Source organism: Frigidibacter sp. ROC022 (genome assembly GCF_024723735.1).
Classification (GTDB): Bacteria; Pseudomonadota; Alphaproteobacteria; order Rhodobacterales; family Rhodobacteraceae; genus SLM-1.
On the sequence record NZ_JANQDU010000005.1, the window covers coordinates 65656 to 80932 of the forward strand.

General features: G+C 68.2%; 14 protein-coding genes. 10 read left to right on the forward strand and 4 right to left on the reverse strand.

What is annotated here, in order from left to right; translation table 11 throughout:
* Positions 1-4 precede the first annotated feature (4 nt).
* From der to NUW50_RS18660, 4 genes are all read left to right on the forward strand, one after another.
* Positions 5-1489, forward strand: a complete 1485-nt coding sequence (gene der / locus NUW50_RS18645; protein WP_258290687.1) for a ribosome biogenesis GTPase Der — start codon at positions 5-7, stop codon at positions 1487-1489.
* 172 nt (positions 1490-1661) lie between these two features.
* A complete protein-coding gene (rpsB, locus tag NUW50_RS18650) occupies positions 1662-2486 on the forward strand; it encodes a 30S ribosomal protein S2 (protein ID WP_258290688.1) in 825 nt (274 codons plus the stop codon).
* 102 nt (positions 2487-2588) lie between these two features.
* Entirely contained in the window at positions 2589-3464 is an 876-nt protein-coding gene (gene tsf / locus NUW50_RS18655) for a translation elongation factor Ts (RefSeq protein ID WP_258290689.1), read from the forward strand.
* Positions 3465-3767: 303 nt separating this feature from the next.
* A complete protein-coding gene (locus tag NUW50_RS18660) occupies positions 3768-4949 on the forward strand; it encodes a LysM peptidoglycan-binding domain-containing protein (protein ID WP_258290690.1) in 1182 nt (393 codons plus the stop codon).
* Positions 4950-4959: 10 nt separating this feature from the next.
* Here the strand turns inward: NUW50_RS18660 and NUW50_RS18665 are convergent, their stop codons facing one another.
* The 4 genes from NUW50_RS18665 to NUW50_RS18680 form a co-directional block, all read right to left on the reverse strand.
* On the reverse strand, positions 4960-5880 hold the full coding sequence (locus NUW50_RS18665) for a DMT family transporter (RefSeq protein ID WP_258290691.1): 921 nt from the start codon (positions 5878-5880) through the stop codon (positions 4960-4962).
* Between the two features lie 119 nt (positions 5881-5999).
* Positions 6000-7109: an OmpP1/FadL family transporter gene (locus tag NUW50_RS18670; RefSeq protein ID WP_258290692.1), complete on the reverse strand. Its 1110-nt coding sequence runs from the start codon at positions 7107-7109 to the stop codon at positions 6000-6002.
* A 130-nt stretch (positions 7110-7239) separates the two neighbouring features.
* Complete coding sequence (locus NUW50_RS18675; RefSeq protein WP_258290693.1) at positions 7240-8115, reverse strand: DMT family transporter; 876 nt, start codon at positions 8113-8115, stop codon at positions 7240-7242.
* 231 nt (positions 8116-8346) lie between these two features.
* Entirely contained in the window at positions 8347-9027 is a 681-nt protein-coding gene (locus NUW50_RS18680; protein ID WP_258290694.1) for a PAS domain-containing protein, read from the reverse strand.
* Between the two features lie 203 nt (positions 9028-9230).
* Here NUW50_RS18680 and NUW50_RS18685 point away from each other — a divergent pair, with 203 nt between their 5' ends.
* The 6 genes from NUW50_RS18685 (at position 9231) to NUW50_RS18710 (ending at position 15238) form a co-directional block, all read left to right on the forward strand.
* Complete coding sequence (locus tag NUW50_RS18685) at positions 9231-10109, forward strand: YicC/YloC family endoribonuclease (RefSeq protein WP_258290695.1); 879 nt, start codon at positions 9231-9233, stop codon at positions 10107-10109.
* Between the two features lie 2 nt (positions 10110-10111).
* Positions 10112-10774 carry a guanylate kinase gene (gene gmk, locus NUW50_RS18690; RefSeq protein WP_258290847.1) on the forward strand — a complete coding sequence of 221 codons (663 nt, stop codon included), beginning with the start codon at positions 10112-10114 and terminating at the stop codon, positions 10772-10774.
* Positions 10771-11292: a gamma carbonic anhydrase family protein gene (locus NUW50_RS18695; RefSeq protein WP_258290696.1), complete on the forward strand. Its 522-nt coding sequence runs from the start codon at positions 10771-10773 to the stop codon at positions 11290-11292. Before gmk ends, NUW50_RS18695 begins: the two co-directional genes overlap by 4 nt.
* Positions 11293-11385: 93 nt before the next feature.
* Positions 11386-12534, forward strand: coding sequence for a heme A synthase (ctaA, locus tag NUW50_RS18700; protein ID WP_258290697.1), 1149 nt, complete (start codon positions 11386-11388; stop codon positions 12532-12534).
* Complete coding sequence (locus NUW50_RS18705) at positions 12531-14021, forward strand: carboxypeptidase M32 (RefSeq protein WP_258290698.1); 1491 nt, start codon at positions 12531-12533, stop codon at positions 14019-14021. The genes ctaA and NUW50_RS18705 overlap by 4 nt, the downstream gene beginning before the upstream one ends.
* Positions 14018-15238: an MFS transporter gene (locus NUW50_RS18710; RefSeq protein WP_258290699.1), complete on the forward strand. Its 1221-nt coding sequence runs from the start codon at positions 14018-14020 to the stop codon at positions 15236-15238. Before NUW50_RS18705 ends, NUW50_RS18710 begins: the two co-directional genes overlap by 4 nt.
* The last annotated feature ends 39 nt before the right edge of the window (positions 15239-15277 follow it).

A 15277-nucleotide genomic window follows, 5' to 3' on the forward strand; every position in this document is an offset into this window, starting at 1 on the left:
AAAGATGTCTTTCACCCTTGCCATTGTCGGCCGTCCCAATGTCGGCAAATCGACGCTCTTCAACCGCCTGGTCGGGCGGCGTCTGGCGCTGGTCGACGACCAACCCGGCGTCACCCGCGACCTGCGCGACGGCGCGGCGCGGCTCGGGCCGCTGAAGTTCACCGTGATCGACACGGCGGGGCTGGAAGAGGCCAGCGACGAGAGCCTGCAGGGCCGGATGCGGCGGCTGACCGAGCGGGCGGTGGCGCTGTCGGATGTCTGCCTGTTCCTGATCGACGCCCGGGCCGGGGTGCTGCCGGCGGATCGGATCTTTGCCGAGATCCTGCGCAAGTCGGCGGCGCGGGTCATCCTGGCCTGCAACAAGTCCGAGGGTCAGGCGGGCGAGGCGGGCTTTCTGGAAGCCTATGAACTGGGCCTGGGCGAACCTCTGGCGATCTCGGCCGAACATGGCGAGGGCATGTCGGACCTGATGCAGGTGCTGATGCCGATCGCCGACGAATTCGCCGAACGCGCGGCGGCGGAACAGGAACAGGCACCGGATACGGATATCGATCTGCCGGAGGAACTGGACGAGGCGTCGGCGGCGGGCGAGGACTGGCGCCCGACCGCGAAGAAGCCGCTGCAACTGGCAGTGGTGGGCCGGCCCAATGCCGGCAAGTCCACCCTGATCAACAGGATCCTCGGCGAGGAACGGCTGCTGACCGGGCCGGAAGCCGGGATCACGCGCGATGCGATCTCGGTGACCACCGACTGGGGCGGGGTGCCGATGCGGATCTTCGACACCGCCGGGATGCGCAAGAAGGCCAAGGTCCAGGCCAAGCTGGAGCGGCTCTCGGTGTCGGACGGGCTGCGGGCGGTGAAATTCTCGGAAGTCGTGGTGGTGCTGCTGGACGTGGAGATCCCCTTCGAGCAGCAGGATCTGCGGATCGCCGATCTGGCCGAGCGCGAAGGCCGCGCCGTGGTGGTGGCGGTCAACAAATGGGATCTCGAGGACGACAAGCAGGACAAGCTGAAGGAGCTCAAGGAGAGCTTCGGCCGGCTGCTGCCGCAACTGCGCGGCGCGCCGCTGGTGACGGTCTCGGCCAAGACCGGCCGCGGCCTGGACCGGCTGGCCGAGGCGGTGGTGAAGGTGCACGAGATCTGGAATCGCCGGGTCTCGACGGCGCGGTTGAACCAGTGGCTGTCCGGCATGATCGAGGCGCATCCGCCGCCGGCCCCGGGCGGCCGCCGGATCAAGCTGCGCTACATCACCCAGGCCAAGACCCGGCCGCCGGGGTTCGTCGTCATGGCCTCGCTGCCCGAGCTGCTGCCGGAAAGCTACAAGCGCTACCTGGTCAACGGCCTGCGCGAGAGTTTCGACCTGCCGGGCGTGCCGATCCGGCTCTGGTTCCGGGGGCAGAACGACAAGAATCCCTTTGCCGGGCGCAAGAAACCCGGGCCCTCCTCGCTGCGCAAGCATCTGGGCAGCAGCCATCGGCCGGGGCGCTGAGACCGGCGCAGGGCTTCGGGGGCCTTGCCAAGCCTGCCGAAGCCTCGTATAGGCACCGCACTTCACAGGCAGGGCTTGGGCCGAAGCGGGGAGACATCCCGCCGACGTCCGCCGGTTGTCCCGGATGGGATGAGTGGCCTTGCCGAGGATAGAAACCGGAAAGGAAACGGACATGGCACTGCCAGAATTCGGCTTGCGTCAGCTCCTGGAAGCTGGCGTTCACTTCGGCCACCAGACCGCACGCTGGAACCCCCGCATGGGCGAGTTCATCTACGGCGAGAAGAACGGCATTCACATCATCGACCTGACGCAGACCGTCCCGATGCTGGACGCGGCGCTGCAGGTGATCCGCGACACCGTGGCCAAGGGTGGTCGGGTGCTGATGGTCGGCACCAAGCGGCAGGCGCAGCGCCCGATTGCCGAAGCGGCAGACAAGTCGGCGCAGTTCTACATGAACCACCGCTGGCTCGGCGGCACGCTGACCAACTGGAAGACCGTCTCGCAGTCGATCAACCGGCTGAAGGCGATCGACGCGCAGATGGAAGAGGGCGCCGAGGGCCTGACCAAGCGCGAGCGTCTGTCGATGGAGCGCGAGCAGGCCAAGCTACAGGCTTCGCTGGGCGGGATTCGCGAAATGGGCGGTCTGCCGGACCTGCTTTTCGTGATCGACGCCGGCAAGGAAGACCTGGCGATTCTGGAAGCCAAGAAACTCGGCATTCCGGTGGTCGCGGTGGTCGATACCAACTCGTCGCCCGAGGGCGTGGATTACATCATCCCGGGCAATGACGACGCGGCGCGGGCGATCGCGCTGTATTGCGACTTGGTCAGCCGCGCGGCGCTCGACGGGATGTCGGCGCAGCTCGGCGCGGCCGGGGTGGACATCGGCGCGCTCGAAGAGGGCCCGGTGGAGGAAGCGGTTGCCGAAGAGGCCGCCGAGGCCGCTGCTGCGGACGCCGAGGCCGCCCCTGCCGAGACCGCTCCTGCCGCCGAGGCCTGAGCCGTCACGCGAAACTTACGGTACCGGGGTCCGATGTCCCGGTTCCACTGGCCCCGACGAACCGATCCTGTCGGGGCCGCAGCGATTTTAGGAGAGACTGATATGGCCATCACGGCTGCACTCGTGAAGGAACTGCGCGATTCGACCGGCGCGGGGATGATGGATGCCAAGAAGGCGCTGACCGAGACCGATGGCGACATGGAAGCCGCGGTCGACTGGCTGCGCACCAAGGGCCTGGCCAAGGCCGCCAAGAAGGCCGGGCGCACCGCCGCCGAAGGTCTGGTCGCGGTTACGGTCAAGGACGGCACCGGCGTCGCGGTCGAGATCAACTCGGAAACCGATTTCGTCGCCCGCAACGCCGAATTCCAGAGCCTGGTGGCCGGTGTTGCCGAGGCCGCCCTGGGCGCCTCGACGGTGGAAGAACTGGCCGCGGCCGAGATGAACGGCAAGACGGTGTCGGAAGTGATCACCGACGCGGTCGCCAAGATCGGCGAGAATCTGGCGCTGCGCCGGATGGCCCGTGTTGAGGGCGATTCGGTGGCGAGCTACATCCATACCGCAGCCGCCGACGGCATGGGCCGGATCGGCGTGCTGGTGGCGCTGAAGGGCACCGACAACGGCATCGGCAAGCAGATCGCGATGCATGTCGCGGCGGCCAACCCGGCCAGCCTGTCGGAAGCCGATCTCGACCCGGCGCTGGTGGCGCGAGAAAAGGCGATCTTCACCGAGCAGGCCGCCGAAAGCGGCAAGCCGCCGCAGGTGATCGAGAAGATGATCGAAGGCCGGATGCGCAAGTTCCTGGCCGAGGTGACCCTGCTGGGCCAGCAATTCGTCATCAACCCGGACATCACCGTGGGGCAGGCTGCCAAGGATGCCGGTGTCGAGATCGTGGGCTTCGTCCGTCTGGCGGTCGGCGAAGGCATCGAGAAAGAGACCGAGGATTACGCGGCAGAAGTCGCCAAGCTCGCCAAGGGCTGAACCGAAGGTCTTCCCCGAACCCGGGGGACAGGGCAGGGGCCGGTCATCGGACCGGCCCTTTGCTTTTGCCGCGGGGCGCCGCGCTGCCGGGTTTCCGCTGCGGCCATGTTTCTGAAGAACGGCCCGCAATCCATTGAACTTGATGTGGTTTCCCCGGATCGCCCGCACCGGGGCTTGATGACAAGTTCTGTCAGACTTCCGAAATTCCTGTCGCGGGACCCCGCTTCCGGCTAGGCCTGTCCCATCAATCCGAACCGGGGCGGCGCCGATGTCGTCCCCTGATCGTTCCGAGGGGAGAGAGCCATGGCGGGTCCGCCGTTTGCAGATATCTGGAAGGTCGAAGAGGTGAAACGCTCGCGTGCGTTGACGGCGGCGCTGGCCAAGGCCCTGTCGGCACCGGGCTTTCTGCGTCAGGTGGATCAGGCGACCAGCGAGCCGGCCAACCGGCCGCAACCGCCTGCCGAGGTGGCCAAGCTCTTCGACAAGGTGGTCGCCGATGCGGTGAAGAAGGAAAGCCGGGCCTACAAGGGCATGGGGATCAAGACCAGCCTGCAGTATCGGGCCGACAAGGGGAAATGGCGCGCCACGGGCTCGGCCACGGTGGCCTATTTCAAGAAGAAGATCGGTGCCAAGACACATACCGTGAAGCCCGGCGAGACGCTGTTCAAGATCGCCAAGGCGCATTACGGCGACGGGGTCTATTTTCCGGTGATTGCCGAGGCCAACCCCAAGAAGGTGAAGCTGGGCGGCGATTTCATCGTCGCGCATTCGCAGATCAAGCTTCCGGCCATGGAAGTGCTCGACAAGGCCGCCGATACCGACTGGATCGCCAGGACGACGCGCGGCGACCTGAGCAAGATTGGTGGCCATTCGGCCCGGGAGATCGAGCATCCCTGGATCAACTTCGACCTCACCGGCGCCAAGGAAACCAAGATCACCGCCAATACCGGCAGCTGCGTGGTGGAGATATTCGTCAAGCTCAAGGGCACCATCGCCGGCAAGAAGGACGGTCCGATCAAGCTGAAGTTCGACGAGAAGGGCCACAAGATGGAGATGCAGAAGATCCTGGGCAAGCGTCTCGTCATCAAGGCCGAGATGGACAAGATGAAGCCCGAGGCGGCCTTCTCCACCGAACTGACCGGCCCGCTGGGCAGCGCCGGGATCAAGATCACCCCGGACATGAAGGCCAAGGCGGTGATCAACGGCAAGCTCTTCACCCGCAAGATCGAGGGCTACACCTTCGAAGGCAAGATCGGGGCCGAGATCAGCTTCCGGTTTCTCTGCGTGCCCTCCGACCTGCCGCCGGGCGTGCAGCAGAGCTGGAAGGCGCATGAGGTCTATGGCGAGGTGTTGCAGAGGGCGGTGGTCGGCACCGGGGTGATCGTGGTCGGCGGCGGCGCGATCCTGCTCAGCGGCGGGACCGCCGGGGCCGGGGCTGTCGCCTATGGGACCGCCGCGACGGCGGGTGGAGTCGGCGCGCTCTGAGACGCGCGGCTCAGGCCGCCCGCATCCGTCCGACCCAGGCCGCCAGCCGCCCGTCCAGCACCAGAAGGCCCAGCGACAGCAGCGCGAAGCCGGCATAGGCGGCCGGGCGCAGCGTCTCGCCCAGCACCACGGCGCCCAGCACGATGGCAATCGGCGCGACCAGCAACGTGACCACCGAGGTATTGGCGGCGCCGATCCTGGCCAGCAGCCGGTAGAAGATCATGTAGGCCACCGCCGAGGCAAAGACCGCCAGGTAGGCCAGCGCGGCGACGGCGGGCATCGAATAGTCCAGCGTCGGAACCCCGTCGATCAGCAGCGTCGCCGGGACCATGATCAGGGCCGAACAGGTTAGCATTCCCGCCGCTGCTGCCTCAGGGGCGATGCCGGTCAGCCTGACCCGCGCCCAGGCGCCCGAGATCGCGTAGCAGAACGATGCCAGGATCACGGCCAGCTGCGCCAGCGAGCGCAGGTCGAGCTGGCTCAGTGCCTCGAGCCCGGTCGCCGTCGCCACCCCGGCAAAGCCGAGCGCCACACCCAGGACCTTGCGACGGGTCAGCTGTTCGTCCGACAGCACCGCCGCCGCCACCAGCACGCCGAAGATCGCCGTCGAGGCGTTCAGGATCGAAGCCAGACCCGAGGCGATATGGCGCTCGCCCCAGGTGATCAGCGAGAAGGGCAGGACATTGTTGAACAGACCCATCACCGCGAGCGAGGCCCAGAGCCCGACCCCGCGCGGCACCCGGATTCCCATGGCCAGAACATAGATCCACAGCACCAGTGCCGCACCGCCGACCCGTATGGCGACGATGGTCAGCGTCGGCACCTCGTCGCCCGCCACCCGCATCGACAGGAAGGACCCGCCCCAGAGCGAGGCCACGGCAAGGATGCCGAACCAGGCGGCGGGGGGAATGGAGAGGCTGCGTGTTGTCATCGGATCGTCTTGCCAGAACCTGCCGCGGCAGACGATCCGATCCTTGCGGCAATGAAAAGGCCCCGGACGCTGCCGGGGCCATGAAGATTGCTGATACCGGTCATCACCGGCGGCGTGGCTCAGAAGGTGAAGCCGATCTTGACGCCGATCCCGACGGCGGAGTTGCCCGAGAAGTCGGCCCGCGCGGTGTCCGGGGTGCCGGTCTCGGCAAAGGCATCGCCCAGCAGCGTATAGTTGATCCCGGTGGTGATCTTCATGTTGTCCTTGGTGTAGATCGCCGCCAGCGTGATCCCGGTCTTGCCGTTGGTCGGCGCCAGCGGCGAGACCAGATCATCCCCGGTCGCCGGTTCGTAGGTGATCGAGGCGGCGCCGGACCAGGTGTCGTTGAACTTGCGCCCGACACCCAGGGTATAGGTGACCGTGTCATGCAGGTTGATCAGCCCGTCCGGCACCGACTGGATGAAGGTCGCCGGGTCGAGCCGGAACTCGGACCATTTCACCCAGCGGATCTGACCGAAGACCAGGGTATCGGCGGCGACGCCGGTCTGGAAATCGAGGTTGACCGACTGCGGCGTCTTCACCGTGGTCGGGGTCACGCCGATCACCGCGGCGCCCAGGGTTTCCACTGTGTCGAAGTCATGCTCGATCGCGGAATTGTAGGTCAAGGCGACGCGCAGCGCGATGTCGGGAATCTCGTAGGCCGCGCCGATGACATAGCCAAGCGCCATGTTGCGGTCGAGGGCGACCGAGTAGCCGCTGAGCCCGCCGTAGGCGGCGCCTTCCAGGTGGACGAAGGCCCGGGCCTGCTGCAGCCGAACCCCGCCATGGACCGAGAACCGGTCCATCTTGTAGCGCCCGAGGATCGTCGCCGAGGTGGTGGCGGCATAGGCCTTGGTATTGCCCAGCATCACCGAGGTGGGATCATAGAGCACATCGGCACCGAAGGGCCGGTCGAGGATGAAGGCCAGCGAGAGCCGGTCGTTCAGATCCTGCTTGTAGGCCAGGCCGAAGGCGGCATAGGGATCGGCGACATTGCCGGTGGCCGCACCGCCGTAGCCTACCAGATCGTTGCCCGTGACCGATGGCGAGACATAGCCGAACGACAGTTCGGCATAGGTGCCTTTCTCGAACAGGGCCCCGATCGACTGGCCGGAGCGGTCGATCCCTCCCGCCGAAGCCGCGCCAGCAGCCAGTGTCATGCCCGCCAAGGCGTGTAAAAAGTACTTCATCTTGATCCTCCCGCCCCGCCTCTGCCGCGAGGCAACCTCTTCCCAGTGCCTCGATATTAGGCGGCCCGGAAAGGCGTGCAATCTCTGACGCCGCGTCACGAAATTGTCATTCCGTCACGGCGGGGGCGGTTCAGCCGCGGCCCCTGTCGCGCGATTCGATCAGCAGGTTGACGTAATTCGCGAGGAAAATGATCGCGGCGCCGATGAAGACGGCGGTGGTCACGGGCTCGTTGTAGAACAGATAGCCGACCAGCGCCGCCAGCGGCAGCCGGGCGAAGTCGATCGGGATCACCACCCGCGCCGGGGCCAGGCCAAGCGCGGTGGTCATGCAGTAATGGGCCCCGAGCCCGGTCGCGGCGACGACCGCCACCCAGGGCCAGGCGGCGGCGGCCGGCCAGGCGATGGCCAGGTCGGAGCCGGCGCAGACCAGGCCCAGCGTCGCCTGCATCACGGTCAGCCAGAACAGGATCGCGGTGACGCTGACGCTGCGGGTCAGCAGCCGGGTCGCCACCGCGGTGCCGGCAAAGCAGACCGCGGCCCCGGCGGCGGGCAGGATTCCGGGCGCCAGACCCGATAGCCAGGGCCGGGTGATGATCAGCACCCCGAGGAATCCGACCAGCGCCACGCCCAGATGCCGCGCCTTCAGCGCCTCGCCCAGCACCAGCGCCGAGAGGCCCATGGCCCAGATCGGCATGGTGAACTCAAGCGCGAAGACCTGGGCCAGCGGGGCCACCGTGATCGCATAGAGCCAGAGGTTCTGGCCGGTGAAATGGGCGATGTTGCGCAGCCCGTGCAGATGCAGCTTGCGGGCCGAGATCTGCCCGCGCGTTCCGGTGAGCGCGGAAATCGCGAGCACCAGCGCCAGGCCGATCACCGAGCGGTAGAGCATGATCTCGAAGGTATCCAGCCCGTCCGAAATCTTCCGCGCCGCAACCGCCATCAGGGTGAACGAGAGCACCGAGCCGATCATCCAGATCGCCGCCCGTAGCGATGCCGCTCTTGCCATCCGTTTCCTCCCTCCGGCGCCCGCCGTTGCGCCGCCGCGGTCCGGGTTCTGGGTGGTGGCGCGGGGAAAGTCCAGATCCGGCGGGGCAGGGAAGGGGTGCGGCAGGGGCAGGTTTCGCCGCGCTGCGCGCGCCGACCGGGCGAGGGGCGCTGCCCCTCGCGCTCCCCGGGATATTTCCCAGGCAAAGCGGCAGGGCGGAGGCAAGGACCGGTGACGGTGCCCCGGGCGGGGCTATTCCTTCCTGCCCCGGATCAGCCGCAGCGCCGGCCGACCGGGGCGGAGGGGATAGCTGTAGCCGCGCGCGGCGGCCTCGGCCAGGCCGGGGCTGTGCCGCGGGTCGGTGCTGTCCGGCGGAACCTTCTCGATCGGGACGTGGTTCTGCGCGACGATCGCGAAGCGTCGCGGCTGGCGGCCGATCGTGCCCTTGGCCTCGAGCGCACCCAGAATGCGGGTCACCCTGCCTTCCTCGTCGCGCAGCGGCAGCAGCAGCATCCTTGCGTCCAGCGGCGCGCGACCGATGCCGCGTTCGCCGGTCAGCACCAGCGAGACCCGGGCGGGTCCGGAAAAGGCCCGCTCCAGCATTCGTCCGGCGAATTCACGGTCATCGGGCAGGAACAGCGCGGTCAGCGGCATGCCGCGCACCTCCATCCCCATCAGGTCGGCCAGATGCGCACCGGCCAGCCGGAACCGGGCCAGGCCGGGGGCGATACGTTCGAGGATGAAGGCCTGGGCCAGGGCGGATTCGATCCCGCGCGGGTCGATCCGCGACCGGGCCGGGACCGCGCCCTCGGGCGATTGCGCCGACAGCGCCGACCAATAGGCTTCGACCGCGTTCACGGCGGGAAAGATATTGTCCATCCTGCGCGGCTCCAGCCCGATGATGTTGCTGCCCTTGACATAGTCGACCTTCATGTCCGTCGCGCCCCTTCCGCCCTGTCGCCGTTCCGGTTGTTCCGGCATCAGGGCTCTGTTAACCAATATCCGGCAAGTCTTACCGACGCGTTAATAGCATGAACAGGTCGGGAACGGGGGCAGAAACGGGCAGAATGGTTAATGCAAGCAAAGACATAGCGCCTGACGCCGCGACGGGCGGAGCAGAGGGCGGATTGCTGTCGATGACCGGTTTTGCCGGTGCCCGGGGCGCGATCGAGGGCTGGGACTGGGTCTGGGATCTGCGGGCTGTGAACGGCCGCGGGCTGGATCTGCGGCTGCGGTTGCCGGACTGGGTCGAGGGGCTTGAGGCCGGGGTGCGCCGCGCCCTGCAGGGCCGGATCGCGCGCGGCTCGGTGACGCTGTCGCTGCGGCTGACCCGGCGCGCCGGGGTCGCGACCGCGCGGCTGGACCCGGAGGCGCTGGCCGCCGCCGTCGCCGCCCTGGCCGAGGTCGAGGCCGCCGCCGAGGCCGCCGGCGTGACGCTGCAGCATTCGACCGGGGCCGAGGTGCTGGCGCTGCGCGGGGTGATGGAGGCGGGCGGCGACGATGCGGCGCCGCCGGAACTGGTGAAGGCGCTGCTGGATGATCTGCCCGGGCTGCTCGACGCCTTCCAGGCCATGCGGCGGACCGAGGGCGCGGCGCTGGCGCGGGTTCTGACCGCGCAACTCGACCAGATCGCGGCCCTGACCGCCGAGGCCGCCGGCCTGGCCGAGGCGCGGCGCGACGAGGTGGCCGAGACCCTGCGCACCAACCTGGCCCGGGTGCTCGACAACAGTTCGGGCGCCGATCCGGACCGGGTGGCGCAGGAACTGGCGTTGCTGGCGGTCAAGGCCGATGTCACCGAAGAGATCGACCGGCTGACGGCCCATGTCGCCGCCGCCCGGGCGCTGCTGTCCGCCCCGGGGCCCGTGGGGCGCAAGCTGGACTTCCTGACCCAGGAGTTCCTGCGCGAGGCCAACACGCTTTGTTCCAAGAGCGGCTCGGCGCCACTGACCCGGGTCGGGCTTGACCTCAAGGCGGTGATCGACCAGATGCGCGAGCAGGTTCAGAACGTGGAATGACTATGGCGGATCAGGCGGCGGAGCGGGCGACGGGGCAGCGGCGGGGATTGCTGATCATCCTGTCATCGCCTTCCGGGGCCGGGAAATCGACCCTGGCCAGGCGCTTGCGGCTGTGGGATCCGACGATCCGGTTCTCGGTCTCGGCCACGACACGGGCGCCGCGGCCGGGCGAGCAGGACGGGCGCGAATATCATTTCCGCAGCCGCGCCGATTTCCTGCAGATGGTCGAGCGCGGCGAGATGCTGGAACATGCCGAGGTCTTCGGCAATCTCTACGGCTCGCCGGCGGCACCGGTCGAGGCGGCGCTGGCCGAAGGGGCGGATACGCTCTTCGACATCGACTGGCAGGGCGGGCAGCAGATCGGCGGCTCGGCGCTGCGCGAGGATGTGGTCTCGATCTTCCTGCTGCCGCCTTCGATGGCCGAACTCGAACAGCGGCTGCGTGGCCGGGCCCAGGACAGCGATGCTGTGATCGAGGGCCGGATGGCCAAGAGCCGGGCCGAGATCAGCCATTGGAAGGCCTATGACTATGTGCTGGTGAATGACGACGTGGACCTCTGCGAGGCGCGGTTGCGGGCGATCGTCACCGCCGAGCGGCTGCGGCGCCAGCGCCAGCCCTGGCTGGAGGGTTTCGTGGACGGGCTGATGCAGGAGAAAGACAGATGATCTATGCGCTGGAGGGACATGTCCCCGAGATCGACCCGTCCGCCTGGGTGGCGCCGGATGCGGTGATCGTCGGCAAGGTGCGGATCGGACCGGGGGCCTCGGTCTGGTTCGGTTCGGTGCTGCGCGGCGACAACGAGTGGATCGAGATCGGCGCCGGTTCCAACGTGCAGGAACACTGCGTCATGCATACCGACCCGGGCTATCCGCTGCGGGTCGGGCCGGGCTGCACCATCGGCCACAAGGCGATGCTGCACGGCTGCACGATCGGCGAGGGGGCGCTGATCGGCATGGGGGCGACGGTGCTGAACGGGGCGGTGATCGGGGCGGAAAGCCTGGTCGGGGCCTGTGCGCTGATCACCGAGGGCAAGGAGATCGCACCGGGATCGCTGGTCGTGGGGGCGCCGGGCCGGGTGGTCCGGGCGCTGGACGCCGAGGCGATCGAGGGGCTGAAGCGCTCGGCACAGCATTATCAGGCCAATGCGGCGCGGTTCCGGGACGGGTTGCGCGAGATCGGCTGACGCGGAACACCCCGGCGCGCAGCAGGTTGAAGCCGGCCGGGGCCGGGCATAGTAGGGTCCGGTGAAATCGGTCGGGTGGACCACGAGGCGGGAATGGCTGGCAAGAGATCAATCTTCGAAGAGGTTCCGGAAGGCACGAGCAGCCGTTCGGGACCGGTACTGTCGGCGGTCGGCGCCATCGACCGCCCCAAGGGGGCCCGGCGCGGGGTGCGTCTGTGGCTGATCGTGCTGGCCCTGCTGGTGGGCGTGATGGTGCTGGTCGGCGGGCTGACCCGGCTGACCGACTCGGGTCTCTCGATCACGGAATGGAAGCCGGTGGCCGGGGCCCTGCCGCCGATGTCGGCCGAGGACTGGCAGGAGGAATTCGCGCTCTATCAGGAGACGCCGGAATTCAAGCTCCAGAACAACGCCATGACCCTGTCGGAATTCAAGAGCATCTACTGGTGGGAATGGGGGCACCGGCAGCTCGGCCGGTTCATCGCACTGGTCTGGGCGCTCGGGTTCCTGGGCTTCCTGCTGGCCCGCAAGGTCCCGCCGGGCTGGACCGGGCGGCTGCTGACGATCGGGGTGCTGATCGGGGTGCAGGGCGCGGTCGGCTGGTGGATGGTCTCTTCCGGGCTGAAGGGCACGATGCTGGACGTCGCCAGCTACCGGCTGGCCACGCATCTGGGACTGGCCTTCGCGATCCTCGGCCTGATCACCTGGGACGCGCTGCTGCTGTCGCGGAGCGAACATGAGCTGATGAAGGCGCGGCGCGCCGGCGAGGCCCGGCTAGCAGCTTTAACATCGACCGCCATAGTATTGATATTCCTACAAATAATCATTGGCGCCCTGGTCGCGGGGATCGACGCCGGGCGGGGCTATACCGACTGGCCGCTGATGGCGGGGAGTTTCGTGCCCGACGGCATGTTCGACCTCGAACCGCTGTGGCGCAATTTCTTCGAGAATGACGCCACGGTGCAGTTCATCCACCGGATGACCGGCTATCTCGCGGGGCTGGCGGTGCTGTTTGTCTGGCTTTCTGCCCGGCGCTCGCCGCATGCCCCGACCCGCAGGGCCTATGGTCTGGCTCTGATCATGGTGCTGGTGCAGATCACGCTGGGCGTCGTCACGGTGATGCATTCCTCGCCGCTGGAGATCGCCATCTTCCACCAGGGCGGGGCGATTCTGCTTCTGGTCCTGATCCTGCGTGCCCGCCATCGGGCGCGCTATCCCATCGAACGGAGCCTGCGCCAGTCATGACCCAACTCTCGAACCTGCCCTATGCCGATCTGATGGCCTATCAGCGCGAGACCGAGGCCCTGGCCCAGGTCGCGGAAAGGCTCGGCTGGGACCAGGAAACCATGATGCCGCGCGGCGCCGCCGAGCAGCGGGGCGAGGAAATGGGCGCGATGGAAAGTGTCTTGCACGCGCGCCGCACCGATCCGCGGATCGGCGACTGGCTCGCGGCATTGGAGGGCGCCGATCTGCCCGAGGCCGAAGCGGCGCAGGTCCGGCTGATCGGCCGCAGCTACCGGCGCAGCGTCAGGGTCCCGGCCAGGCTGGCGGCGGAACTGGCCCGCGTGACCTCGGTGGCGCAGGGCATCTGGGCCGAGGCCCGCAGGAACGAGGATTTCGCCGCATTCGCGCCGACCCTCGCCAAGGTCATCGCGCTGCGCCGGGAAGAGGCCGAGGCGCTGGCCGATGGCGGCGATCTCTATGACGCGCTGCTGGATGATTACGAACCCGGCGCCACCCAGGCCAGTCTCTCGGCGATGTTCGAGGGGCTGCGCCCGCGGCTGGTGGCGCTGCGTGACCGGATCATGGGGGCCGAGCAGCCCAAGGGGCTGTCCGGACGTTTCGACGAAGACAGGCAGCTCGCCGTCAGCCGCGATCTGGCGGCGGCCTTCGGCTATGACTTCAACCACGGCCGGATCGACAAGGCGGTGCATCCGTTTTCGTCCGGTTCGGGGCTCGACGTGCGGATCACCACCCGGACCAATCCCGAGGATCCGTTCAACTGCTTCTACTCGACGATTCACGAGGTCGGGCACGCGGCCTATGAACAGGGCATCGACCGGGCCTATCTGCTGACCCCGGTGGGGCAGGGCTGCTCGATGGGGGTGCACGAAAGCCAGAGCCGGATCTACGAGAACCAGATCGGCCGCGGCCGGGCGTTCTCGGGCTATCTCTTCGACAAGATGCGGGCGGCCTTCGGCGATTTCGGGATCAGCGATCCGGAGGCGTTCTATGCCGCCGTCAACCGGGTGCATCCCGGCTATATCCGCACCGAGTCGGACGAGGTGCAGTACAATCTCCATGTCCTGCTGCGCTTTGATCTGGAGCGGGCGCTGATCTCGGGCGATCTGCCGGTCGAGGACCTGCCGGCGACCTGGAACAGCCGCTTTGCCAGGGATTTCGGGGTCGAGGTGGACAAGCCGTCGAACGGCTGCCTGCAGGATGTGCATTGGTCGGTGGGGCTGTTCGGCTATTTCCCGACCTATTCGCTGGGCAATGTCTATGCCGGTTGCCTGATGCAGGCATTGCGCGACGCGGTGCCCGATCTGGACGAGTCCCTGGCCCGCGGCGACACCTCCCCGGCGACCGGTTGGCTGCGCGAGAACCTGCAGCGCCACGGCGGGCTGCGCCCCCCGCGTGAGACCATCGCCCATGCCTGCGGGTTCGAGCCGTCCGAAGCGCCGCTGCTGGACTATCTGGAAACCAAGTTCTCGGAAATCTACCGGCTTTGAGCACCCCGCCGCCTCTGCCTTTGTCCGGGTCCGACGCCGACCAGCCGGGCGACGCATTGGCGGTCTGGCTGCTGGCCGTGGGCCAGACGCTGGGCTATGCGAGCCTCTACTATTCCTTCGGCGCCCTGCTGGTAGCGGTCGGCGACGAGACCGGCTGGAGCAAGGGCCAGATGGCGCTCGGCCTGACCCTGTCCCTGATCTGCGCGGCGCTGTCCTCGCCCCTGACCGGGCGGCTGGTGGACCGGGGCCGGGGGGTGGAACTGCTGGCGGGCGGTGCGATCCTGGGCGGGCTCTGCCTGCTGACCATCGCCCAGGCCCGCAGCCTCTGGCAGTGGTATCTGGCCTGGATCATCGTCGGCCCGGCGATGGCGGCGAGCCTTTACGAGACCTGTTTTGCCTTCCTCACCCGCCGCCTTGGCAGCGCCGCCCGGCCGGCGATCATCCGGGTGACGCTGGTGGCGGGGCTGGCCTCGACCCTGGCCTTCCCGCTGGGCGCCAGCCTGTCGTCGCTCGCCGGCTGGCGTTGGGCCTTCTCGGCCTTCGCCGGGCTGGAACTGCTGGTCGCCGCTCCGGTGATGATCTACGCCGGGATCCGGCTGAGACGGCGCGAGCGGGCCGGGGCTGCGCCGCCTCCGCAAAGCCGCGACGCCCTGCGCCGGGCATTGGGCCAGGCCCGTTTCTGGCTGCTGGCCCTGGGCTTCGGCCTGGCCTGGATGAACCATTCGATGCTGGTCACCTATTTCATCCCGCTGTTCACCGGGCTGGGGGTCTCCGCCTCGCTGGCGGTGGCGGCCGCGGCCACGGTGGGGCCGTTCCAGGTCGTCGGCCGGATCACGCTGATGCTGCTCGACGCCCGCGCCCCGGCGCTGCTGGCGACAAGGACCGGCTTCGCGATGCAGGCGGCGGCGGCGCTGATCCTGTTGATGGCCGGGGCCGCGCCGATGCTGGTCTTCCTCTTTGCCGTCGCGCAGGGCTCGGCGATCGGCATCCTGTCGATCCTGCGCCCGGTGCTGATCGCCGAGGTCATGGGCCGCGACGGATTCGGTGCGATCTCGGGCGCCATCGCGATGGGCCCCCTGCTGGCCAATGCCGCGGCCCCGGTGACCGGGGCCTTCCTGCTGGGGCTGGGCGGCCCGGTGGCGCTGGTCTTTGGGGCGCTGGCCATGGCGGCGGTCGGGCTGGGGCTGATGCTGATGGTGCGGAGCCGCGCCGCCTAGACTGCCCGTGGCATGGCTCCGCGCCGGCTTGACCGCGCC

What these genes read in the sequence shown, in the direction of transcription:
- der (WP_258290687.1), top strand. Translation starts at nt 5, where the DNA reads ATGTCTTTCACCCTTGCCATTGTCGGCCGTCCCAATGTCGGCAAATCG.
- rpsB (WP_258290688.1), top strand. Translation starts at nt 1,662, where the DNA reads ATGGCACTGCCAGAATTCGGCTTGCGTCAGCTCCTGGAAGCTGGCGTT.
- tsf (WP_258290689.1), top strand. Translation starts at nt 2,589, where the DNA reads ATGGCCATCACGGCTGCACTCGTGAAGGAACTGCGCGATTCGACCGGC.
- NUW50_RS18660 (WP_258290690.1), top strand. Translation starts at nt 3,768, where the DNA reads ATGGCGGGTCCGCCGTTTGCAGATATCTGGAAGGTCGAAGAGGTGAAA.
- NUW50_RS18665 (WP_258290691.1), bottom strand. Translation starts at nt 5,880, where the DNA reads ATGACAACACGCAGCCTCTCCATTCCCCCCGCCGCCTGGTTCGGCATC.
- NUW50_RS18670 (WP_258290692.1), bottom strand. Translation starts at nt 7,109, where the DNA reads ATGAAGTACTTTTTACACGCCTTGGCGGGCATGACACTGGCTGCTGGC.
- NUW50_RS18675 (WP_258290693.1), bottom strand. Translation starts at nt 8,115, where the DNA reads ATGGCAAGAGCGGCATCGCTACGGGCGGCGATCTGGATGATCGGCTCG.
- NUW50_RS18680 (WP_258290694.1), bottom strand. Translation starts at nt 9,027, where the DNA reads ATGAAGGTCGACTATGTCAAGGGCAGCAACATCATCGGGCTGGAGCCG.
- NUW50_RS18685 (WP_258290695.1), top strand. Translation starts at nt 9,231, where the DNA reads ATGACCGGTTTTGCCGGTGCCCGGGGCGCGATCGAGGGCTGGGACTGG.
- gmk (WP_258290847.1), top strand. Translation starts at nt 10,112, where the DNA reads ATGGCGGATCAGGCGGCGGAGCGGGCGACGGGGCAGCGGCGGGGATTG.
- NUW50_RS18695 (WP_258290696.1), top strand. Translation starts at nt 10,771, where the DNA reads ATGATCTATGCGCTGGAGGGACATGTCCCCGAGATCGACCCGTCCGCC.
- ctaA (WP_258290697.1), top strand. Translation starts at nt 11,386, where the DNA reads ATGGCTGGCAAGAGATCAATCTTCGAAGAGGTTCCGGAAGGCACGAGC.
- NUW50_RS18705 (WP_258290698.1), top strand. Translation starts at nt 12,531, where the DNA reads ATGACCCAACTCTCGAACCTGCCCTATGCCGATCTGATGGCCTATCAG.